Raw genomic sequence first — 21,573 nt, forward strand, 5'->3', positions numbered from 1 at the left:
CCATGGTGCAGACCACACCGATACGTCAAGGACGGTTAGCAACTCGTGACACGTCTACCTAGAAGCCAGCGTCGAGAACAACTTCTCACCATCGCTGCTCAACATTTTGGAATCAACGGCTACGTCAGATCCTCTATGGACGCCATTGCCAAGGAAGCCGCAATTTCCAAGCCAGTTCTCTATCAGCACTTCGAGGGCAAAGAAGACATCTACCGCGCCATCTTCAATGACCATCTCAAAATGCTCGGCGAGAAACTCACCCAAGCTTTCGACGAAGAAAGCGACTCAGAGCGACAGTGCGTTTACAAGTGCGTTGCCGCGGCCTTTGAATTCGCCTCGCGCCCTGATCGTCCATTCCGAGTCATTCTGGACCGTTCGACTCCTCTGGAGGGTGAGCTCGACCGAGTCCGTCGGGAGTTTCTCGGAAAGATCACCGACAAAATCCACACCTTACTGGTTGACGACTCCCATCTCACCGACCAGCAGACCAGACTTGTCTCTTCCATGGTCACGATTACCGTGATTAGCGCAGCCCACGGTTGGACCTATATGTCCAAGGATCAGCAACAGACCGAGGAACTGGGCCCGAACCAGACCGCCGAGATCGTGACCGACATGTTGCGTGAGGGCATTTCTGTGTTTCGGAACTGACAATTACGCCACTGGCCGAAGCCCGCGGCAGACAGGGCTGAGAGCGCACGGAGCCGAGGGCGTCTCCGCTAAGCTGGGTTCCCGAAACAACACTAACCGCGTTCACGGCTTGTGAAGGAGAGACATGGAAATTCGTATCGGTGTTCAACACGTCACCCGTGAAATTGTGTTCAAGACAGATTTGCCGGCTGAGAAAGTGGTCGAGCAAGTCCAAACCGCCATCAAGGATGGAGGTATGGTTCAGATCGACGATATTAAGGGTCGTACGATCCTGGTCCCCGGCAATGTTGTAGGCTATGTCGAGGTAGGAGACACCACGTCTGGCCCGGTCGGTTTTGTCGCCAGCTAGACTCGACCATTCCTCACTACGACACCACGTCCCCGGTGTCATTGACGCCCCTGGATGACCGGTCGTCTGCGATAGAACGCTACCGCTTACTACAGCTCAGAAGACTAAACCGCGATCGGCTCCACTTTTTTGTCCATTGTGTTGACCCGCTCGTATAGTCCTCGATTCAGTGGCACCCTACAATCCGACTGACACATACCTTGGGTTGTGGGGTGCCACGAGAAAGTTCATCTCAGATGTCAGATTCTCTTCACCAACAGCCCGCTGTAAACCAGGCCGATCCGGACGACCAACTCGTGTCCGACACCTCGCCGCATGGGTCTACCTCAGACAAGACGTTCGCAGATTTCGGCCTGCGCGACGATATGGTCCAGGCCCTCGTTGCCAAGGGGATCGTTTCCCCATTCCCTATTCAGGCCATGACTCTGCCGATTGCTTTGGCAGGCCAGGATATCATCGGTCAAGCTAAGACCGGTACCGGTAAAACGTTGGGATTTGGTCTTCCGGTCCTGGAGCGTGTCATTGGCCCCGATGAGCCTGGTAGCGACTCTCTGCCCTCCCCCGGTGCTCCCCAGGCTCTGGTGATCGTGCCAACTCGCGAACTGGCGACCCAGGTCGGTGAGGACCTCGGATTGGCGGCCTCACGTCGTAGCGTGCGGGTGACGACCATTTACGGTGGTCGGGCTTATGAACCACAAGTTGACGAACTCAATCGTGGTACCGAAGTCGTTGTTGGAACCCCGGGACGACTCATCGACTTGATGCGTCAGCGTCATCTGAGCTTCGACCATGTGCAGACCGTCGTTCTGGATGAAGCCGACGAAATGCTTGACTTGGGTTTCTTGCCGGATGTTGAAACCTTGTTGCAGGCCGTTCCAGATAAGCGTCAGACCATGCTATTCTCTGCTACCATGCCCGGTCCGGTGGTGGCGATGGCCCGCCGGTTCATGACGCACCCCACTCATATTCGTGCCGAAGATCCTGACGACACTCAGGCCACCAAAAAGGACATCCGTCAGCTGATCTACCGTGCTCACCATCTGGACAAAGATGAGCTGATCGCGCGGGTACTACAGGCCAGGGAGCGAGGTCGCACGATTATCTTTACTCGTACCAAGCGCGCAGCAGCACGGTTGACCGATGAGCTCACCCGGCGCGGCTTTGCAGCTGGTGCGATCCACGGCGACTTGGGACAGGGCGCGCGCGAGCAAGCTTTACGGGCCTTCCGCAATGAGAAAATCGATGTGCTGGTCGCCACCGATGTCGCTGCCCGCGGTATTGACGTCGATGATGTCACCCACGTGATCAACTTCCAGTGTCCCGAAGATGAAAAGACCTATCTACACCGGATCGGTCGGACCGGTCGGGCCGGGCATAAGGGCACCGCGGTGACACTGGTGGACTGGGAAGACATCCCGCAGTGGAAGCTGATTGCCGCTTCGCTAGGCCTAGACCAAACCGAGCCCATTGAGACCTACTCCGCCTCCCCCCACCTGTTCGAAGACTTGGATATCCCAGAGGGAACCAAAGGAAAACTCCCAAAGTCACAACGCACTCACGCTGGTCTCGACGCCGAAGATCGTGAAGATCTTGGTGGTAAGGATTCTCGATCGCGGTCCCGCAATGGTCGACAGCATCGTCGCGGACGCTCCCGGCGTCGTTCGGCTGGACACCAGCAAGACCAGAGCCAAGAACGGTCTTCCTCGTCGAAGCACAAGGCCCAGGCCAAGAAGGAGAAGGCCTCGGGTTCTTCGCGGAGGCGTCAGCGCACTCGCCGGAAGAACGGTAAAGTGGTTTCCTCGAGAAGGAAACAGAGCACAAACCAGCAGAACAACCGCAATTAGTCGGTGTGCCACAGCACCTGGAGTCCTGAGCTCGCTCGAGGCTCCAGCGCTTTAACCGTTTCTACCGCCGTGGTATATTCACCCAACCGGTTGGGTTTACCGTTGCCGTGAAAGTCCGAAGAACCGGTCGTCAACAAACCATATTTCCTGGCCAGCTGACGAAGCTTATCCCGCCCCTTAGCCGAATTATCGCGGTGGTCAACTTCAACGCCGTCTAGGCCAGCCTCGATCATCTCGGTGAAGGTACGGTCTGATACGGTACGTCCTCGCTTCGCAGCCATCGGGTGTGCGAAGACTGCTACCCCACCTGCTTCTTTAATCAGCTCTACTCCGAGTGCTGGATCAGGAGCATAGTGAGGCACATAGTAGGACGAGTCACTCGATAGCAGGCTGGTAAACGCTGCCGAGCGGTCCGGGACCACGCCGATGTCCACGAGTGCATCGGCGAGATGCGGCCGCCCCACGGTGGCATCGTCGTGGGTATGTTTGAGCACTAACTCCCAGCTCAAGTCCGGATAGTCTCGGGCGATCCGAGCGGTCATTTCTTGGGCTCGAATGATGCGAGCCTCTCGGGCTCGAGCAATTTCAGCTGACAAACCCGCGTGCTGTGGGTCATGCAAATAGCTGAGCACATGAACGCTGATCCCTTCATCGGTCACGCACGATAATTCCATGCCAACCACCAAGCTGATGCTGTGACGCTGCGCGGCTGAGATCGCCTCATCCCATCCTGCCGTGGTGTCGTGATCGGTCAGCGCAAGTCCTTCCAATCCTGCCTCTGCTGCTAAACGCACGACCTCTGCCGGTGGCTGGGTACCATCCGAACAGGTTGAATGCGTGTGCAGATCAAAGGCCATGCTCATAAGTGTAAACGTCATACAACAGACAGGTAACCTCCCCGGCGGGGTGCTGGGGATTCATGAGAGCATGGAACCATGACTGAATCATCCGCTTCTTCTGCACAACATCGTTCTTCGACCTCCCGGGACCAGCTCGACGAGCAACCAGAGCAGGCTCTCTCTCAGCGGGGTGAGAACCGTTCCCGTCGCCCGGAGTCCCAGGCATTTAAAGACTTCATGGGTTCCCAATGGGCTCCGGTCGAGCACCCAGAATTCTCAGCCGATGCGGTGGCCTCTTACGCTGCTACACGCCGAAAAGCGGTCTCGGAGCGGTTCCCGGGTGAACGCCTGATCATTCCGGCCGGCGCCCCGAAAGTCCGATCCAATGACACCGACTACCGGTTCCGGCCTCATTCGGCATTCACGCACCTGACCGGACTCGGTATTGACCACGAGCCCGATGCGGCGTTGGTGATGCAACCGGTTGAGCCGGGTACCGGGGACCAAGGGTCCGGGCACGTTTCGACCCTGTATTTCCGTCCCCTGGCTACCCGGGACTCCGAAGAATTCTATGCCAACGCCAAAATCGGCGAGTTTTGGGTGGGACCTCGACCAACCTTGCGTGAATTAGAAGCTCGCACCGGACTGAAGACCAAGAGTCTCGACGAACTGGAATATGCGGTCACCGTCGATGCCGGAGCCGTGGAGATTGGTGGCACCCGGTTGCGCGTGGTGCGTGGCGCTGACCTGAATATGGAGGCTCTGGTTGACACCTCCCGGATCAACACCGGCGTTGATCTAGAAGCCTCCGACCGACTCGACGCCGAGCTCTCCGAATATCTGTCCGAACTCCGCCTGGTCAAAGACGAATGGGAAATCGGGGAACTTCGTGGCTCCGTGGACGCCACGGCCCGAGGTTTTGACGACATTATTCGGGCGCTACCGGCCGCAAAGCAGGTTCAACGGGGCGAGCGGGTTATCGAGACCGCATTCTTTTCTCGAGCTCGGCTCGAGGGGAATGACCTGGGTTATGACACCATTGCCGCTGCCGGCAACAACGCCACCATCCTGCACTGGATTCGGAACACCGGTCCGATTGTCGACGGGCAGTTGTTGCTGGTAGATGCCGGTGTGGAAGCCGAGTCCCTGTACACCGCTGACATCACCCGCACACTACCGATTAATGGACGGTTCTCCGAGCTTCAGGCCCAGGTCTACAACGCTGTGCTGGCAGCTGCCGATGCGGCTTTCGAGATCGTGCGGCCGGGGATCCGATTCCGTGATGTTCACGATCGTGCCACCGAAGTTCTGGCACAGCACCTGGATGCCTGGGGAATTCTTCCGGTCAGTGTTGACGAGGCTGTCTCCTTGTCCGGACAACAGCATCGCCGTTGGATGCCACACGGGACCAGCCACCACCTGGGGTTAGATGTTCACGATTGTGCGCAGGCGCGTCGCGAGCTTTATATGGACGGCGTGCTGGAACCGGGCATGGTGTTCACCATCGAACCGGGCCTGTATTTCAAAAACGAAGATCTGGCCGTTCCCGCAGAATACCGGGGTCTTGGCATTCGGATCGAGGACGATATTCTCGTAACCGACCAGGGCGCCGAGAACCTCAGTGCCACCATTCCACGCACCGTCGACGAGGTGGAAGCTTGGATGGCATCACTGCTGGGAGAAAACAACCGGCAATAGTTCGGTGCAGGGGATAAGCTAGTGATCCTCCTGCGAAGTCTTGCGACGGGGCTCAGGTTGCTCAGATAGGGAGCTCTGGGTTCCGTCGGTGGCCTTCTTCTCTGATGCCTCGGATGACTCGGATGGCTCCGATGGTGCGGATGGATCAGCGCTGGCATCACCATGGGGTTCTGCTTCGCGTCGGGGTTGAGAGGCGTCATCAATCCGGGCACCGAACTGTGGCCGGCCATCGGGAAGGTCTGGGAACCCGGACCGGGTGGTGGAGGCCTCCGAGGGCTCCTGGACCGGGGTCTGCGCGGTGGTGGGAGAAGAACCGGTCTGGCCACTTGGCGGTGGTGTTCCGGGGGCGGTGGTACCGGTCGAGTCGGGCTGATGGGCCGGTGTCGGACTGGTTGGCATCGGTTGGGGCCCGATGATTTGTTTGGCTTGGTGAGCAACGGCAAAGTCGCACAGCAAGTCGAAACTCACGGCAGCGAATCGGGGTATGTAGTCGTACTTACCAGCACGTCGACGCAGTGCATGCCCGATGACACCAAAGATCACCCACACACCTACGCCCAAAGCAACCGAGGCTAGAATTTGGAATGGGGCTTGGGCTGGCATCAAGGTCGAGATCAACAGCCCGATAAGCAGGCCAAAAAATGCCCCCTGCAAGGCGGCCCTGCCGACCACTGCAGGATATCCTGAACGATTGCGCAAGGACGTCACCAGGCGCACGTCGCGTCCAACAATATGAAAATGATCCACATTAATACCGGCTTCGACCAACCGGTCGACAACCTTCTGCGCATCGTCAAAGTGACGATAATTTCCCAATAATTGTCCCTGGGGCAGACCTTGGCCGAGGGGGTCGGTAAAACCGGCATTCATAGACATAGTTCTATTCTCCCCATTTTTCAGAAGTGAATCCAAGTCAACGCACATTGTTTGGCTGATAGCGTCGAGTCTAGCCTTGACCTACAGTAGAACCATGTCCAGGAACATCAGCGAACTTGAACAGATTGCCCTGGCTCGTTTACGTCACGTCGAGGATCCGGAGATTCGCGTCCCCATTACTGATTTGGGGATGGTGTCTGCGGTGACGGCATCTGTGGACGACACTTCCGGTCAGGCACCCGCATCTGAAGAAGTTCCTGCGCATCACCTTCGCGCCGAGATCCTGCTGACCACGCCCGGGTGTCCGATGCAAGACACGCTACGAGACCAGGTCTTCAACGCCCTGGTCTCCTTGCCCGGGGTGAGTAGCGTCGAGGTAGCTCTACGTCCCATGGACAGCACGCAACGCCGAAAACTCGTTGATTCCCTGCGTTCACGCCATTCCTCGAGTTTAACCGCCGCGAGCGCTGGGGATCCCCACCAGCCACTGGTGCTCACCGTAGCTTCGGGCAAAGGCGGTGTCGGTAAGTCAACGGTAACCGCAAATCTGGCCACCGCGTTGAGCAAGTGTGGCTACCGGGTGGGCTTAATTGATGCCGATATTCACGGTTTTTCCATCCCGCGTTTGCTCTCGATCACGACCCGCCCCACTCGCTTGGAAGAGATGATCTTGCCACCGGTGGCTTATGGAGTCAAAACGATTTCGATTGGGATGTTTCTCGACACCGACCAACCGGTGGCTTGGCGGGGACCGATGCTCCACCGTGCCCTGGAACAGTTCATCGGCGATGTCCATTGGGGCCAGCTCGATGTCCTGCTGGTGGACTTACCACCGGGGACGGGAGACATTGCTATTTCAGTTGCACAGCTACTCCCCCAGGCCCAGCTTCTGGTGGTGACCACACCGCAGTATGCTGCTGCCCATATTGCTGCTCGAGCCGGAGAACTAGCCACCAAAACCCATCAGGCGGTAGCCGGAGTCATTGAGAATATGGGGCCGATGACCCTCCCGGATGGCACCGTGATGGACGTTTTTGGAGCCGGCGGTGGCAAACAGGTTGCCCAGCATCTGGCGGAGCATCTGCACGACCCGGTCGAACTCTTAGGGACAATCCCCCTGGACCCAATTCTTCGCACCGATGCTGACCAAGGTCAGCCCACGATCATTTCTCATCCAGACTCTCCCAGCGGAAAGTCGTTACAGATTATCAGCGAACGCTTGGTCGAAACCGCCCAAATAGGCTCACCCATGATGAGCTGATCAGCTGGATTTCTGGGTGTAGGGTACCGTACAAGTGGCGCCCAAGGCCAGCCCCCACCAAAATGATCCCAATAGCACGGTACCCCCGGTGGGTCTTTGATGCCTCGGAATCTACACGCTGAGTCATAGCATACGTCTAAGGGCCGTCACACGGTTGCACGAGATCTCGCACTCATCAGGGGCGACTGACTTCTTCCTCGCGAGAAATCCGTTGCCGCACGTTGAGTCGCTCTAGCTGGGTCACGTGCTGGGGTCCCAGCTCGTCCACGCTGGTAACCTGTAACAATTGCATAGTCCGGGTCAGCTGTTTAGTGAGGATTTCAAGCATCCGGTCCACCCCGGCCTCACCACCGGCCATCAATCCGTACAACCAAGCGCGACCTACCAGTGTGAAGTCGGCGCCTAACGCGATGGAGGCCACGATATCGGCACCGTGCATAATGCCGGTGTCGATCATGATCTCGGTCTGGGCTCCGACCTCACGAGCGACTGTGGGAAGTAGCTCAAAGGGCACGGGGGCACGGTCTAGTTGCCGTCCGCCGTGGTTCGACAACACGATCCCGTCCACCCCGAAGTCGGCAAGCTTTGTGGCTGCTTCGAGGGTCTGTACGCCCTTGACCACCAATTTTCCTGGCCATAGGTCGCGAATTATGCGCAAATCCTCGTCGTTGATCGAGGGATCGAAGATCGTGTCAATCAGTTCGGAAACGGTACCACCGGTCTTGGTGAGGGAGGCAAATTCCAAAGTCGGAGTGGTCAGGAAATCGAACCACCAGTGGTATTTCGGAATCGCGCCAATGACCGTCATCGGAGTCAGCTGAGGTGGAATCGAAAAACCGTTATAGGTGTCGCGTAGCCGCTGACCGGCCACCGGAGTATCAACGGTGAAGAACAGCGTGTCAAAACCACTCGAGTAAGCACGATGGACCAGGTCGTAGGTGGCATCACGATCTTTCATCACATACAGCTGGAACCAGTTCCGCCCGTTGGGAGCCGCTGCTGCCACATCTTCTATCGAGGTGGTGCCCATCGTGGACAGCGAGAAGGGCACTCCACAGCGGGCTGCCGCACGGGCACCGGCAACTTCTCCCTCAGTCTGCATCATGCGTGAGAACCCTGTCGGGGCAATCCCGAACGGATACGCAGATTTCCCACCGGTGATGGTTGTGGAGGTATCGACCTGGGAGACATCACGCAGAATTCCGGGGTGAAATTCAATGTCTTGGAAAGCCTGACGAGCTCGTTGAATGGACACTTCTGATTCTGCGGCACCGTCGGTATAGTCAAATGGTCCTACCGGCGTATTTTTCTTGGCCAACTCGCGCAGATCCCAGATGGTCAGGGCCTTGTCCAAACGGGCTTTCCTGCGGTTAAGCTGCGGCTTCTTGAATTGCATCAGTTCAGCAAGCTCGTTGATCTTAGGTAGCTGACGTTTGACCATGATGTCTTGTCTCCTTCATGGGACGACACAGAAGCCGTCATTCGGGGTGGCAGGACGTGACGTCGAAACCTTTAGGTGGCTTCGTTATCAAAAGGGGTGGACGGATTTTCGTCGGTATCTTCGGGGTTCTGTGTAGAGGCGACGTCTTCGTCAGAGCCAGCCGTCAGACCGGTCGCGGTTCCAGACACCTGTGCATGCTGGATCGAGGCTGGTTGATTCTGAGACGACGATTTCTTGCTGGCCGGCGTCTCCAGATGGGTGGTGGAGGCTCCGAAATCATCGAGGGGTTCTGCTAGCGCTTCACGGATGATGCGCCGGGGATCGTACTGCCGAGGATCATATTTCGCCCAGTCGATATCATTGAAATCGGTTCCGGTCTCTTCTTTAAAGGAGTTTTTAGCCCCCTCTGCCATCTGGCGCAGCTTCCGAATCCAATCTCGTAACGACCGTGTATATTCTGGGATTTTTTCCGGCCCCAACAGCAGAAGCACGAGCACCACCAGAACGAGGAGCTCGCTACCGTTGATACCGAAAAAATTCATTCTCCTAGCCTAGCTCAGTAGCCAAGCATCAGCAGAGTTTGCGGTGTCATTCTGACGACGAAAACATCTGCGTCAGCCCGTCATCGACACGGTCCAGAACAGAGTCATCGGCTCCTTGGGCCTCAGAAACCAGAGAACGCTGGAACACCGCAATAGTTCGAATCATGCCAGATGCCTCAGATTTGGGGGTGTTGGAATCGACCCGGTACAGAGTCTGATCTGTAGCAAACAGCGCTGTCCAGGACTCGTCGGGGTACACGTGGATCACTGCATCTTCGGCGCTGGGTTCCAGCGGGCTGAGTTGATCCGAATCTAATAAGCTCTCATCGACGGCACAGCCAGACACCCCGTCGCGTTCATCGAGCATCTTGCACTGTCGAACCACCGTTTGGTTCTGCGCATCGATACTGTTGTCGCCGGGCTGATCGCTGAGGGCTCCGGGGAAGTATAGGTTGTCGAAATGGTTGCCCAACGTTCGCCACGGTTGACCACGGTTGGTCCCTGGGTCATATTCAACTGGCCAAGGCGGGGTACTGACCATCCTGTCGTTCGTAGCTCTGGAACAGAGCTGGTTGCCACTCGCCGGCCGATCATGTCTAAAGGCGCACTCGAGCCAGTCATGGCCGAGGCAGCATCATGTTCGCTTTCGGTTAAGGACCAGGTGTCCAGCGCAGAACGACCACCGGTTGTGGCCGTGCCGTACGATAGCGGAGACACCCGCAGATTGTGGGGCAACAGCTCATCATCTGCTACTTCCGTCGAAGCCTGAGTATTCTGTCCGCCCATAAACCACGCCGTCAGTAATATTCCGGAAGCCACTAAACAGATCACTCCCAGCCCGATCACGACTTTCCACCCGGGAACGCCGTCCTGTGTCTTCAGGCGAGCGACATAGTCCTGCGTGGATGTCTCCGGGCTGGAATCCTCGGGTTCAGCCGACTCAACCTCGAAGACAGTTCGTGAGGGATTGACGCGTTCTTGGGTCTTCGCTGCACGTTCAACCACGTCGAGGGCTAAAGCCCGCTCCCGGCACAGCTCGCGACATTGGGGACAATGCGCCAGATGATGTTGCACTTTCGCCTCGGCGTGTCGTGACAGCGCCCCCTCCAGATACGCATCGATGCGCATCGTCGGGTGAACCGTGAAGTGGGTGAGCGTTTTCGACATTTAGGCACGCCTCTTCTTTCTCTGATGAGAAATCGCGGAGTTGGCCATGGGGCTATTCTCGTGCTGAAATCTGAGAAAACTCTGAACTGAGCCGGCCTCATTTCGGATCTCGGTGGCTCGGAGGACAAAGCCCGTACAATAAGGGGGCAGTGTCTTGGGAATCGTCACGTACCTCTCGTCCGATTCATTGACAACACTCACGAGCGAAGCCAAAGGAGTCTCCCCTCATGAAGGCGCTGAGCCCGCATCAGACCGATAAACACGCCAGCTGGGCTTTTGCAGAAGCCCGCCCTGTCGAGGACGAGGTGATGCTCACAGCGCGTGAACGTTCCGAAGAACTCGGAATCCGGGCCGTGACCGAAGGCACCGCCTCGTTGTTGACTGTCCTCGCGGCCACCAAGGCCCCCCGGACGATAGTAGAGCTAGGTACCGGCGCTGGGGTGTCCGGGTTGTCGTTGATGCGTGGAGCACCACGAGGTGCAGTTCTGACCACATTGGATCCCGACGCTGAGGCTCAACGCAGTGCTCGGGAGAGCTTCGTCGCCGGTGGGTACGTTCCTTCGCAAACCCGGTTGATTACCGGTCGCGGTCGCACCGTTTTACCCCGGCTATCAACGGGTGCTTATGACCTGGTCTTTATTGATACCGACCCGCTGGTCTTGGGTTTCCATGTAGAACAGTCCGCCCGACTTTTGCGTCCGGGCGGACTATTGGTGATCAACGACGCCTTTGATGGTGATCGCGTGCCACGTCCTGCGGTCCGTGACCAGACCACCGTGGCCTTACGTCAGGCGGGTAAAACACTGGCTGAACAGACCGATGTCTGGTCGCATTCCACGGTGATTCCCACAGGTTCTGGTGTGTTGATCGCAATCCGCGCTGTAGCTACGCAGGGATGAGATGCTGCTACTTCGCCAGGACCTGCTCCAGGGCGTCTTTGAGCGCTTGAGCTTCTTCGTCGTTGAGCTCCACGACGAGACGGCCTCCCCCGTCAGCAGGGATCCGCATCACGAGTTTGCGGGGCTCCCGGGTTACTTCCAATACACCGTCTCCGGTTCGTGGTTTCATCGCTGCCATACAGTCTCAGTTCCCTTCTGGTTTACTACTCACAGCGCTGGCGACTACTGATCCGACTGGGGAGTTGCCGAGCGTTCGTCGGTAACCGGTACAGTTCCACCCAGCTCAATGATCTTACGGTCGCGTTCGGCCAGAGCCTCAGTTAGTCGATCCAGCACCTGGTCCACTTGATCTGCCCGATATCCTCGCAACGCCGTCGAAAAACGTATCTGGTCAATGTCGTCGGGACGGAGCCGATCAGCCGGCGGGACTAACACCGGTGGAAGGGCCCGCTCGGGTTCGGCCAACGGGCGAACCAGATGGCGAACCTGCGGCTTGGCCAGCGCCAACGCAATCGCAGCAACGACCACGACCCCCAGTGCAAGGATTTCAATCAAGAACAGATTTACGCCCATGTTCCTAGTATCTCATGAACTCCCCTTGGATATCGCTACCTATTGTGGGCACGGAGCTGTTCTCGAACTTCATCGACGGTGTCCACCACGCAGAAGAGGTCCAGATCAGTGGGGTCGATCGTTCCCGATCCGACAAGTTGATGCTCCATCCACTCCACCAATGATCCCCAGAATTCGCGTCCCACTAACACGACGGGAAACGCCCTGACCTTTCCGGTTTGAACCAACGTGAGCGCTTCAAAGAGCTCGTCAAGGGTCCCCATTCCGCCCGGTAGCACCACGAATCCCCGGGAATACTTCAAAAACATCAACTTGCGGACGAAGAAATAGCGGAAGTTGATCCCAAGGCTCAAGTACTGGTTGAGCCCCTGTTCCCGGGGCAATTCAATGCCGAGCCCGATGGAATCCCCCTCGGCCTGCCAAGCGCCCCGGTTGGCTGCTTCCATCACGCCAGGTCCCCCACCGGTGATCACGGCGTAGCCTTCTTGCACCAGCATCTGGCCGATCTCCATTCCCAACTCATACCCGAGGCTACCTTCGGAGAGGCGAGCGGAGCCAAAGACCGAAATAGCAGGACCGGTTCCCGCCAACGCCCCGAAACCTTCAACCAGCTCTCCCTGCATACGCAAGACGCGCCAGGCGTCTGAGGACGGCGGATCGATGTTATGCCTGTGGGACGATTTGGCTCCCTCGGATTCGAATAACAACTCGTCAAACGTCGGTTCGTCTCGTCGTTGTTGTCCTAACACCTGAGGGCCACGGCGAACCCGTTGCTGGGACAGTTCATCGTCGGCAGATCCTCGGGAAGAGCAAGTAGTCATGACTGCCACTTTAGCGAGATCTGACATACTTTAACCGTGCCCTTTGATCCGTCCTCATTGAGCCTGCCAACCTCTCAGCCGATGTTACGCTCACCCCACCCTGCTATGTCCTCAGCACAGGCGCTGCCTGCGCTTGGGTCGCTTCTGGCGCTCGTGCTAACTGGTTGTGGCGATCCCGAAGAACCGCTGACTCCAGGCCCAGCCCCAGAGGACAGCGTGGTAGTGGCTGTGGGAGTCGACGCGCCCGGCTTGAGCTCGGGGACAGAGCCATCTAATGTCACCGGTTCCGAAGCGGATTTAGCCTCCCGGTTGGTCACTGAGAAACAGGTCGTGGACGACGAATCAGAACTGTCGTGGGCTCGCTTAGCCCACGCCACCAGCCAGCAGGCTACCTCCATGCTCACCACCGGCGAGGCGGATCTGGTCATCGCGCGCCAACGAGTTCCTGACACCAGCGATGGCGTCCAGTGGGCTGGCCCTTACGCCACGATCTCACCAGCATTAATCACCGCGTCTCAGCCAGTGCCCAACGATAACGCGACACCAACTGCCACGAGCTCTTCCAAGGAATCGGAGCAACTGATTGGTCCGGTCACGATTTCAGATCTGTCCGATCTCAATGACGCCAGTGTGTGTATTGTGGCAGGATCAAGCGCTGACATTGATGATCACCCCGGTCGCGAAATCACGGTCCAGAATACCTACGGTGAGTGCGCCACCGGGTTGGAATCGGGTCGATACGACGCCGTGGCCGGGGACGACCTGGCCTTGGCTGGCCTGTTTTCTGAGGATGCACTTCCTGCGGAAGCCTATTTTTATTCCTGGGACGAACTGCTCGAGGCCTCGCAGAGCGCTGGAAACGAGGATCCTGTGGACGCACTTCCCGACGAGTTGACTGAGTCGTCGTTCTATTGGGTCGGATTCGCACCGGAGACCACCGGCTGTATCGCAACCACCCAGGCAATCAGTCAGGATCTGACCGACGGAGAGCTCGAATCACTCCTCGACCACTCCGGGTTCCCTGGTGGTTACACTCTCCAACTACCTCAGGCCACTGATATCACCACCGAATACTGCTCAGAAACACCCGATGAGGATGAGCAGAAGTAGCCACGGTCCAACGCGGCTATTGTTCTAGATACACTTCAGGCCGTGCCCTTGACCCGCCATCGAAGTGGGCTACCAAGGAACACGGCCTGAAACAACGCGTCTACCCCTGCGGGACGGTCGCTCCTTACGGAATAACCAGGGTCTGACCCGGGTAGATCAGCTCCGGATCAGCGATAGTTCCGGAGTTAGCCTGGTAGATGGCTTCCCAACCGCCAGACACCTGGTGTCGCTGTGCGATCTTGCCCAGAGTGTCACCGGCCTGCACGGTGTAGTTTGCCGAACCGGCTGCGTGCTGAGGACCGGAACCAGCCTTTGCGGAGCTGGACGGAGCATCGTAGCCGGTGGACTGGTTAGCGTGCTTGCCAGTCGAAGCCTGCTGGGGCTGCTGCTGAGCCTGCTGAGGCTGTTGCTGAGCCTGCTGCGACTGCTGAGCCTGCTGCTCGGCCTGCTGGGACTGCTGCTGAGTCTGCTGTTGCGAAGAGCTCTGGTTGGACTCGGTCTCGCTGGTAGCCTGACGTGGCTCGGCCTCGCCGGAGGCGCCAATCTTGGCGGAGCAAGCTGGCCATGCACCCCAGCCCTGGCCCTCCAGGACGTTTTCTGCGACGCGGATCTGCTCGGAACGGCTAGCATCAGCCGGGTTACCAGAACCGCCGTAGGCTTGCCAGGTGTTCGGGTTGAACTGCAGACCACCGTAGTAGCCGTTGCCGGTGTTGGTGGACCAGTTACCACCGGACTCGCACTCGGCCAGGGCATCCCAGGTTGAATCCGGGGCTGCGGAGGCCGTATCGATCGTACCCAGCAACGGAGCGGCTAGAGCTGCTGCGGCCAGAACGGAGGTCGCAGCGAACTTACCGCGACGCTTCTTCGGCTGGGTAGCGACACGATTCTCAGTAGTGGTGTTCACGGTCTTTGTTTCCTTCCTGCGCCATTTGGCGTTGGGTCTAGGTCTGTTCGAGCACGTGCCTCGAGACGCGGTGTCCTCGCGGCGGACAAGACGTGAACACGGCGGTTCCACCGGCTTGCCCTGTTGTGCTGAACTCGAATGGCCACACTACATGCGATCTAGTCGTTATCAAAATGTGACAATCCACCCCCACCTGCCAAGTTCAGGTAATTCACATAATGCCTTGTGATCGGCTGTCTTCAGCGGATACTCAGCGACTCAGATAGCCAAAATCGAGCCGAATGTGACCAGTTTGTTACACATTCCCTGAGAAAAAGGGGGTCAAATCACAGAAAAATATACCCGGATGCTCAGCATATTTTGATGGTCTACTCAGTTTCGGGATGTCCTAGCCCACGGTGAGATGTGACCGATAACATACAGCCCGGATTAACGAGTAAGCCCCGACTGTCCGGTGCGGTCGAGGCACGGGACAGTCGGGGCCTGACAAAGTATCGCGGAAGATGCCCCTAGGCGCCCGGGTAATGGCGCTCGTCTTCGCCCACGTAGATCTGACGTGGGCGACCGATGCGCTTGACCGGATCCTGCATCATTTCACGCCACTGGGCGATCCAGCCGGGCAAGCGACCTAGCGCAAACAGAACAGTAAACATCCGCTCTGGGAAGCCCATAGCTTTGTAGATCAGACCGGTGTAGAAGTCCACGTTGGGATACAGCTTGCGCTCGATGAAGTAGTCATCAGCCAGGGCCTTTTCTTCCAGGCGCATGGCAATGTCGAGCAACTCGTCATTACCGCCCAGCTTAGACAAGATCTTCTCGGCGGTGGACTTTACGATACGGGCACGCGGGTCGTAGTTCTTGTAGACACGGTGACCGAAGCCCATCAAACGGACGCCGTCTTCTTTGTTCTTGACCTTTTCCATGAACTGCTCAGGGGTAGCCCCAGATGCTTGGATCTCACGCAGCATGTTCAGCACTGCTTCGTTAGCACCCCCGTGCAACGGGCCGAACAGGGCGTTAATACCTGCCGAGACCGAAGCGAAGATATTGGCATTGGCCGAGCCGACCAAACGTACGGTGGAGGTCGAACAGTTTTGCTCGTGATCAGCGTGCAGGATCAAGAGCATGTCCAGAGCGTCGGTCATATCGTGGTCCAGCTCGTAGGGCTCAGCCGGAACGCCAAAGCATAGTCGGAGGAAGTTCTCCACGTAGTTTAGCGAGTTATCCGGGTAGAGCATCGGCTGGCCAATCGCCTTTTTATAGGCGTAAGAGGCAATCACCGGAACTTTCGACATCAAGCGGATGGTGGAGATGTGGACCTGTTCCTCGTCGAAGGGATCCAGTGAATCAGCATAGAAGGTGGACAGTGCTGAAACAGCCGAGGACAGCACGGCCATCGGATGAGCGTCCCGCGGGAAGCCGGAGAAGAAATCCTTGATGTCTTCGTGCAACATCGTATGACGGCGAATATTGTCGTCCCAGGCCTGCAATTGGCTGGCTGAGGGCAGTTCGCCGTAGATCAACAGGTACGAGACTTCCAAAAACGAGGAGTGCTTGGCTAGTTCCTCGATCGGATAGCCCCGGTAGCGCAAAATTCCGTTGTCACCATCGATATAGGTGATCTCTGAGCGGGTATTTGCGGTGTTCATGAATCCAGGATCGTAGGTGACGGTCCCGGTTTCTTTGAGCAACGGTGCGATGTTGATGCCGTTGTTTCCGACGGTCGCCTTCTCGAGGTTGAGCTCGAGGTTGTCAGCGCCGAGATTCAGCGTGGCTTGATCATTCCCACTCATTGGTGCTTCTCCCTCATCAGGTGTGTTTGAGGATCACGATGTGCCACAGACATTGTTGGGCACGACACATTCAACATGTATAACTTACCAACAATGGGTAGAAAATAACGATTCTTACTCCGTCATCTAGGTCATCTTGACCGAGTTCGACAGCCGGAGTCCTAAAGGCCCACGCTGATACGGTGAGCTGAGACCGCCACCACGTCGTCCGGGGCGGTGATCGACAACCGCACGTACCCATTGCCAGCCTCAGAATAAAAGACTCCTGGCCCGGTGACGATACCGGCATCAGCGAAGCGTCGCACTAAGTCCCAAGAATCTTGCGAGGTCGCCGAATCCGCGGTTCGTCCCGGTTGGCACACCCAGAGGTACAGCCCGGCTTCGGAGCCGTGAACCTCCAACCCAGCCTGGCGCAGAGCCGACATCAGCTGACCGCGACGGGTTCGATAGCGGGCCTTTTGCACCGCCACGTGTTCGTCGTCGTTCAAGGCCGCCACCATGGCGGCTTGCAGTGGGCCGGGCACGACCATTCCGGCATGCTTGCGAATATTGATCAGCTCAGCGATCAGCGTGGGGTCCCCGGCAATGAAGGCTGCTCGGTAGCCGGCCATGTTGGACTGCTTTGATAAGGAATACACGCTCAAAACCCCACGGAGATCACCTTGTGTCACAACGGGGTCGAGAATGGAGGGAACGCGATGATCTTCCCAGTGGTCCCAGCCCAGTTCGGCGTAGCACTCATCGTTGGCGATCACTGCGCCGAGCTGGCGGGCGTGGTCTACGGTGCGGGACAGCTGGTCGCGGTCCAGAACGTCCCCGGTGGGGTTGGCTGGAGAATTTAGCCAGACCAGTTTCACCCGCGCTGCGGTCTCAGCGTCCACCGTTGCGAGGTCGTCGGTGGGGATGGAGACTGCTCCAGCCAGTCGTGCACCGATGTCATAAGTCGGATAGGAGATCCGAGGGCGGACCACGACATCACCGGGCCCTAGTCCTAACATCAAGGGTAGCCAGGCCACTAGTTCCTTGGACCCAACGGTCGCCGCGGTGTGTTCGGGACCAAGCTCTGGAACGTTGCGGCGTCGGGCGTACCACTCAGCAATAGCTCGACGCAGGTGGTCGTCTCCGCCAGCAACGGGGTATCCAGGCCAGTTACTGGCCTGCACCAGCGCCTGCTGGATAAAGTCCGGGACTGGATCGACTGGGGAGCCGATCGACAGATCGCAGACGCCGTCAGGATGTTGTTCTGCCCGCTGCCGATAGGGCGTGAGTTCTTCCCAAGGATAAACCGGAAGTTTGACCATCTGTGGCTTCTTTAGGCTTGGGGCGGAAGTGCCGCGATAAGGGGGTGATCTTTCGGGATGACTCCCATTTTGGCAGCACCTCCGGGCGAGCCGAGATCGTCAAAGAATTCTACGTTGGCGTCGTAATAGTCTTCCCATTCTTCGGGAAGATCATCTTCGTAGTAGATGGCCTCGACCGGGCATACTGGCTCACACGCCCCACAGTCCACACACTCGTCTGGGTGAATGTAGAGGCTCCGTTCACCTTCGTAAATGCAGTCGACGGGGCACTCATCGATGCAGGCACGGTCCTTCACATCGACGCATGGCAACGCGATGACGTAAGTCATGAATCATCCTTCGGGAACCTGAGCGGAGCGAAGATCAGCGACAACGTGTCCTCGCTCGAAGGGGTGTGTCGACAACCCAGTCTAATGCTGTTGTGGCCGATGAGCCCCGTGTGAAGCCGAGGTGTCAGGGCTGGTACTGGAGCATGGCTCGGACTCATGCTGGGCTGTTGACTGCTGTGTTTTTGCCCCACGTGGGGAGAACAATTGCACCCGCAGGATCACCATGGTCACCACGCCAACAACCGGAATACCAAGCAACCACGCGGCTTCAGCAATCACTTCCACCGGCATCATCTGCCAGGCTAGGGCCGAAACCGGCACCGAGAACACATCTGCCCCGGGCCAAAAGGCCATCAGGCAGGCCATCCCGTAGCTGGCCAGGATGGTCACTGCCGATGCCCAAAGCCGATCAGTAAGACTCGTCAGCCAGAAAGCAGCCAGCACCACCAGACCCAGGGCAAGTACCACGCCCCACGGCAGGGCAACGGACCCAATCCAGACCACGTTGAAGTGCACGACATTGCCGAGGAACCCTACAAGCGCTCCGAGACAGACCGCACCCACAGCGGTCACGATGGGCTGGCGGAGACTGGGACGATCTCGATCGGTTTCGCCTGCGACCGGCGGTGCCGGTGGGTTCTCTTCGGGTGGAAAAACGGTCATGAACTGAATGCGTCCTGGGTGTGGTGTGGTTTAGTCTTTGGCCCGCTGGCGAGCGCGGAAGATCTTGATGCGCTCATGGGCATCCAGCACGACCTTCCGAATACGATTGTCTTCGGGCGTGACCTCCACGCATTCATCTTCACGCGCGAATTCCAGGGACTCTTCCAAGGTTAAGGTGGCCGGCGGTGTCAGCCCTTCAAAGGATTCCGCCGAGGCAGCACGCATATTGGTCTGTTTCTTTTCCTTAGTGATATTGACATCCATGTCTTCATTGCGGGAGTTTTCTCCGACGATCATGCCTTCGTAGACGTCCGCACCGGGCTGGACGAAGAAGGTGCCTCGTTCTTGTAGATTGATCATGGCGAACGGGGTGGCCACCCCACTACGGTCGGCAACCATCGACCCCGAGGAGCGGTAGCTAATGTCTCCGGCCCAGGGCGCATAACCGTCGGAATACGAGGAGGCGATACCGGCACCATGGGTGTCAGTCAGGAACCGAGTGCGGAATCCGATCAGACCGCGGGCGGGGACGGTAAATTCCATGCGCATCCAGCCGGTGCCGTTATTCGTCATCTCCTGCATAATGCCCTTGCGCGAGGCCATCAACTGGGTTACCGCGCCCATGAACTCTTCGGGGATATCGATCGTCATCCGTTCAATCGGCTCGTGCATCGTGCCGTCAATGGTCTTGGTCACCACCTGGGGCTTACCCACCGTGAGCTCAAAGCCTTCACGACGCATCTGCTCTACGAGGACGGCCAGTGCCAGTTCCCCACGGCCCTGCACCTCCCAGGTGTCGGGACGGTCGGTGGGGAGCACGCGTAGGGAGACGTTACCGATCAGCTCGCGGTCTAGACGGTCCTTAATCTGTCGGGCCGTGACCTTCGCGCCTTTGACCCGTCCGGCCAACGGGGAGGTGTTGATACCGATGGTCATCGAAATCGCCGGCTCATCGATGGTGATCTGTGGTAGCGGCTTGGGGTGATCCAGATCAGTGAGCGTATCACCAATCATAATGTCCTCAATACCAGCCACGGCCACGATCTCACCGGGTCCGGCTTCCTCGGCAGCGACACGTTGCAATCCCTTGGTGGCCAATAGTTCGGTGATCTTCACGGTTTGTGAACCACCCTGGTACGCCCAGGTGACCTGTTGGTTTTTGCGCAGGGTGCCATTGAAGACGCGCAACAGCGCCAACCGGCCCAAGAAGGGCGAGGAGTCGAGGTTGGTCACGTGCGCCTGCAGGACTTCGTCCTCGTGGTAGGTCGGGGCCGGGATGCGCTTCATGATGGTGTCGAACAGCGGCTCAAGGTCTTCGCTATCCGGCAAGTCGCCGTCGGCTGGCTGATTCAGCGAGGCGCGACCGGCTTTACCCGAGGCATAGACCACCGGCACGTCCAAGACCGCATCCAAGTCGATTTCACGCTCTTCGGCAATATCGGAGGCCAGCCCCAACAGCAGGTCCATCGATTCGGAAACCACACCGTCGATACGCGCATCGCCACGGTCAGTCTTATTGACCACCAGGATCACCGGCAGGTTGGCTTCCAGCGCTTTGCGCAGGACGAAACGGGTCTGCGGTAGCGGGCCTTCCGAGGCGTCCACGAGCAATACCACACCATCGACCATCGACAGCCCACGTTCTACTTCGCCACCGAAATCGGCGTGGCCGGGAGTATCAATGACGTTAATGGTCACGGTCTCAGCGGTCGCTGAGGGGCCTGAGTAGAACACAGTGGTGTTCTTGGCCAGAATCGTAATGCCTTTTTCGCGCTCCAGCTCCCCGGAATCCATCACGCGATCTTCGGTCTCTCCGTGTTCATCAAACGCCCCGGTCTGGCGCAACATGGCATCAACCAGAGTGGTTTTACCGTGGTCAACGTGGGCAACGATGGCAACATTTCGGAGGTCTTCGCGGTGAGCTAGGGTCATCAGCGGGTTATTCCTTCACAGTGGAAAGTCAGTAAAATTTGGCCACAACAGCCGTGCAAATTTTATCAGGTCTGCCCCGAAGGCCGGTTCGCCCTGTCCATGATACGGGAGAGCACCGAGACTACCAGTGCTGGTGCCACAACGCCTCGCTACAGAGGGAATCCGCTATGACGACACCTTCCACGACCTCGAGTTCCCCCGGTACTTTTGACCACGGTGCGGGCAAGATCGTGCCCTTGAGCCTGGGGGCAATGGTGGGGTTCATGATTCTCCTCGCGCTGAATCTTCGAACCTCCGCTACCGCCGTGGGACCGGTTCTCAACGATATTGCCGAGTCGGTGGAGCTCAGCGCGGTGGGCGCCGGCGTGTTAACCGGCTCTTCACAATCGAGGGTGTAGACGGGGCTTGAATCCTCCGCTCTCGAGCAAGGACCTGGCGATGTAGTTGGTGAGATTCCGGAAGCCCAGGGCGGATCCGCGCAGGTGTTCGAGTCGTCCGTTGATGGCCTCGGTGGGTCCGTTGGAGGTTCCGGGGCGGTCGAAGTAGGCCAGGATGTCTGCCGCCCTTTTCTTCAACGTCC

At 58.0% G+C, this 21,573-nt stretch carries 24 protein-coding genes; 8 read left to right on the forward strand and 16 right to left on the reverse strand.

Translation table 11 applies throughout. The annotated features are described in order from the left end of the window. Nucleotides 1-45 precede the first annotated feature (45 nt). The 3 genes from DYI20_RS01510 (at nucleotide 46) to DYI20_RS01520 (ending at nucleotide 2,844) form a co-directional block, all read left to right on the forward strand. Entirely contained in the window at nucleotides 46-651 is a 606-nt protein-coding gene (locus DYI20_RS01510) for a TetR/AcrR family transcriptional regulator (RefSeq protein WP_110098563.1), read from the forward strand. Between the two features lie 124 nt (nucleotides 652-775). Next, nucleotides 776-1,000, forward strand: a complete 225-nt coding sequence (locus tag DYI20_RS01515; RefSeq protein ID WP_110098562.1) for a DUF3107 domain-containing protein — start codon at nucleotides 776-778, stop codon at nucleotides 998-1,000. Nucleotides 1,001-1,236: 236 nt separating this feature from the next. Beyond that, nucleotides 1,237-2,844, forward strand: a complete 1,608-nt coding sequence (locus DYI20_RS01520; RefSeq protein WP_110098561.1) for a DEAD/DEAH box helicase — start codon at nucleotides 1,237-1,239, stop codon at nucleotides 2,842-2,844. Here DYI20_RS01520 and DYI20_RS01525 read toward each other — a convergent pair. Then, nucleotides 2,841-3,701, reverse strand: coding sequence for a PHP domain-containing protein (locus DYI20_RS01525; protein WP_110098560.1), 861 nt, complete (start codon nucleotides 3,699-3,701; stop codon nucleotides 2,841-2,843). The two genes, DYI20_RS01520 and DYI20_RS01525, sit on opposite strands and share 4 nt — an antisense overlap. Before the next feature lie 78 nt (nucleotides 3,702-3,779). Here DYI20_RS01525 and DYI20_RS01530 point away from each other — a divergent pair, with 78 nt between their 5' ends. Further along, nucleotides 3,780-5,381 (forward strand): aminopeptidase P family protein, encoded by a 1,602-nt coding sequence (locus DYI20_RS01530; protein ID WP_110098559.1) that lies wholly within the window; start codon nucleotides 3,780-3,782, stop codon nucleotides 5,379-5,381. An 18-nt stretch (nucleotides 5,382-5,399) separates the two neighbouring features. Here DYI20_RS01530 and DYI20_RS01535 read toward each other — a convergent pair whose 3' ends face one another. Next, nucleotides 5,400-6,257 carry a YflT domain-containing protein gene (locus DYI20_RS01535; protein WP_122548702.1) on the reverse strand — a complete coding sequence of 286 codons (858 nt, stop codon included), beginning with the start codon at nucleotides 6,255-6,257 and terminating at the stop codon, nucleotides 5,400-5,402. Between the two features lie 94 nt (nucleotides 6,258-6,351). Between DYI20_RS01535 and DYI20_RS01540 the strand changes: the two genes are divergently transcribed. Further along, a complete protein-coding gene (locus DYI20_RS01540) occupies nucleotides 6,352-7,518 on the forward strand; it encodes an Mrp/NBP35 family ATP-binding protein (RefSeq protein ID WP_122548703.1) in 1,167 nt (388 codons plus the stop codon). 175 nt (nucleotides 7,519-7,693) lie between these two features. Here the strand turns inward: DYI20_RS01540 and DYI20_RS01545 are convergent, their stop codons facing one another. From DYI20_RS01545 to DYI20_RS01560, 4 genes are all read right to left on the reverse strand, one after another. Beyond that, the gene (locus DYI20_RS01545; protein WP_110098556.1) at nucleotides 7,694-8,959 is read right to left on the reverse strand and encodes an alpha-hydroxy acid oxidase; all 1,266 of its coding nucleotides are present in this window, start codon (nucleotides 8,957-8,959) and stop codon (nucleotides 7,694-7,696) included. 71 nt (nucleotides 8,960-9,030) lie between these two features. Next, on the reverse strand, nucleotides 9,031-9,501 hold the full coding sequence (locus tag DYI20_RS01550; protein ID WP_110098555.1) for a twin-arginine translocase TatA/TatE family subunit: 471 nt from the start codon (nucleotides 9,499-9,501) through the stop codon (nucleotides 9,031-9,033). A gap of 46 nt (nucleotides 9,502-9,547) precedes the next feature. Beyond that, entirely contained in the window at nucleotides 9,548-9,868 is a 321-nt protein-coding gene (locus DYI20_RS01555; protein WP_147472501.1) for a hypothetical protein, read from the reverse strand. Further along, nucleotides 9,814-10,668: a zf-HC2 domain-containing protein gene (locus DYI20_RS01560; protein WP_122548705.1), complete on the reverse strand. Its 855-nt coding sequence runs from the start codon at nucleotides 10,666-10,668 to the stop codon at nucleotides 9,814-9,816. The genes DYI20_RS01555 and DYI20_RS01560 overlap by 55 nt, the downstream gene beginning before the upstream one ends. Nucleotides 10,669-10,895: 227 nt before the next feature. Here DYI20_RS01560 and DYI20_RS01565 point away from each other — a divergent pair, with 227 nt between their 5' ends. Next, a complete protein-coding gene (locus tag DYI20_RS01565; protein ID WP_110098552.1) occupies nucleotides 10,896-11,567 on the forward strand; it encodes an O-methyltransferase in 672 nt (223 codons plus the stop codon). A gap of 7 nt (nucleotides 11,568-11,574) precedes the next feature. Here the strand turns inward: DYI20_RS01565 and DYI20_RS01570 are convergent, their stop codons facing one another. The 3 genes from DYI20_RS01570 to DYI20_RS01580 are packed head-to-tail and all read right to left on the reverse strand — an operon-like array spanning nucleotide 11,575 to nucleotide 12,961. Continuing rightward, nucleotides 11,575-11,745 carry a DUF3117 domain-containing protein gene (locus DYI20_RS01570; protein ID WP_110098551.1) on the reverse strand — a complete coding sequence of 57 codons (171 nt, stop codon included), beginning with the start codon at nucleotides 11,743-11,745 and terminating at the stop codon, nucleotides 11,575-11,577. 44 nt (nucleotides 11,746-11,789) lie between these two features. After that, nucleotides 11,790-12,140: a DivIVA domain-containing protein gene (locus DYI20_RS01575; RefSeq protein ID WP_122548706.1), complete on the reverse strand. Its 351-nt coding sequence runs from the start codon at nucleotides 12,138-12,140 to the stop codon at nucleotides 11,790-11,792. Nucleotides 12,141-12,175: 35 nt separating this feature from the next. Next, complete coding sequence (locus DYI20_RS01580) at nucleotides 12,176-12,961, reverse strand: LOG family protein (RefSeq protein WP_122548718.1); 786 nt, start codon at nucleotides 12,959-12,961, stop codon at nucleotides 12,176-12,178. A gap of 105 nt (nucleotides 12,962-13,066) precedes the next feature. Here DYI20_RS01580 and DYI20_RS01585 point away from each other — a divergent pair, with 105 nt between their 5' ends. After that, entirely contained in the window at nucleotides 13,067-14,071 is a 1,005-nt protein-coding gene (locus DYI20_RS01585) for a type 2 periplasmic-binding domain-containing protein (RefSeq protein WP_183145571.1), read from the forward strand. Between the two features lie 124 nt (nucleotides 14,072-14,195). Here the strand turns inward: DYI20_RS01585 and DYI20_RS01590 are convergent, their stop codons facing one another. The 6 genes from DYI20_RS01590 to typA all read right to left on the reverse strand — a co-directional run bounded on the left by DYI20_RS01590 (nucleotide 14,196) and on the right by typA (nucleotide 20,993). Continuing rightward, nucleotides 14,196-14,975: a LysM peptidoglycan-binding domain-containing protein gene (locus tag DYI20_RS01590; protein ID WP_110100216.1), complete on the reverse strand. Its 780-nt coding sequence runs from the start codon at nucleotides 14,973-14,975 to the stop codon at nucleotides 14,196-14,198. Between the two features lie 509 nt (nucleotides 14,976-15,484). Then, complete coding sequence (locus DYI20_RS01595; protein ID WP_110122745.1) at nucleotides 15,485-16,768, reverse strand: citrate synthase; 1,284 nt, start codon at nucleotides 16,766-16,768, stop codon at nucleotides 15,485-15,487. A 161-nt stretch (nucleotides 16,769-16,929) separates the two neighbouring features. Beyond that, nucleotides 16,930-18,069 carry a succinyldiaminopimelate transaminase gene (dapC, locus tag DYI20_RS01600; protein ID WP_122548707.1) on the reverse strand — a complete coding sequence of 380 codons (1,140 nt, stop codon included), beginning with the start codon at nucleotides 18,067-18,069 and terminating at the stop codon, nucleotides 16,930-16,932. Between the two features lie 11 nt (nucleotides 18,070-18,080). Then, nucleotides 18,081-18,398: a ferredoxin gene (fdxA, locus tag DYI20_RS01605; RefSeq protein ID WP_110100214.1), complete on the reverse strand. Its 318-nt coding sequence runs from the start codon at nucleotides 18,396-18,398 to the stop codon at nucleotides 18,081-18,083. A gap of 81 nt (nucleotides 18,399-18,479) precedes the next feature. Then, entirely contained in the window at nucleotides 18,480-19,061 is a 582-nt protein-coding gene (locus tag DYI20_RS01610) for a hypothetical protein (protein ID WP_110100213.1), read from the reverse strand. 30 nt (nucleotides 19,062-19,091) lie between these two features. Beyond that, entirely contained in the window at nucleotides 19,092-20,993 is a 1,902-nt protein-coding gene (gene typA, locus DYI20_RS01615) for a translational GTPase TypA (protein ID WP_122548708.1), read from the reverse strand. A 167-nt stretch (nucleotides 20,994-21,160) separates the two neighbouring features. On the opposite strand from typA, the gene DYI20_RS01620 reads away from it, so the two are divergent. Further along, entirely contained in the window at nucleotides 21,161-21,391 is a 231-nt protein-coding gene (locus DYI20_RS01620) for a hypothetical protein (protein WP_122548709.1), read from the forward strand. Here DYI20_RS01620 and DYI20_RS01625 read toward each other — a convergent pair. Next, a partial coding sequence (locus DYI20_RS01625) for a transposase (RefSeq protein ID WP_146206787.1) occupies nucleotides 21,374-21,573 on the reverse strand: 200 nt, incomplete at its 5' end. The two genes, DYI20_RS01620 and DYI20_RS01625, sit on opposite strands and share 18 nt — an antisense overlap.

Origin of the sequence: Auritidibacter ignavus (genome assembly GCF_003703835.1) — a bacterium.
GTDB lineage: Bacteria > Actinomycetota > Actinomycetes > Actinomycetales > Micrococcaceae > Auritidibacter > Auritidibacter ignavus.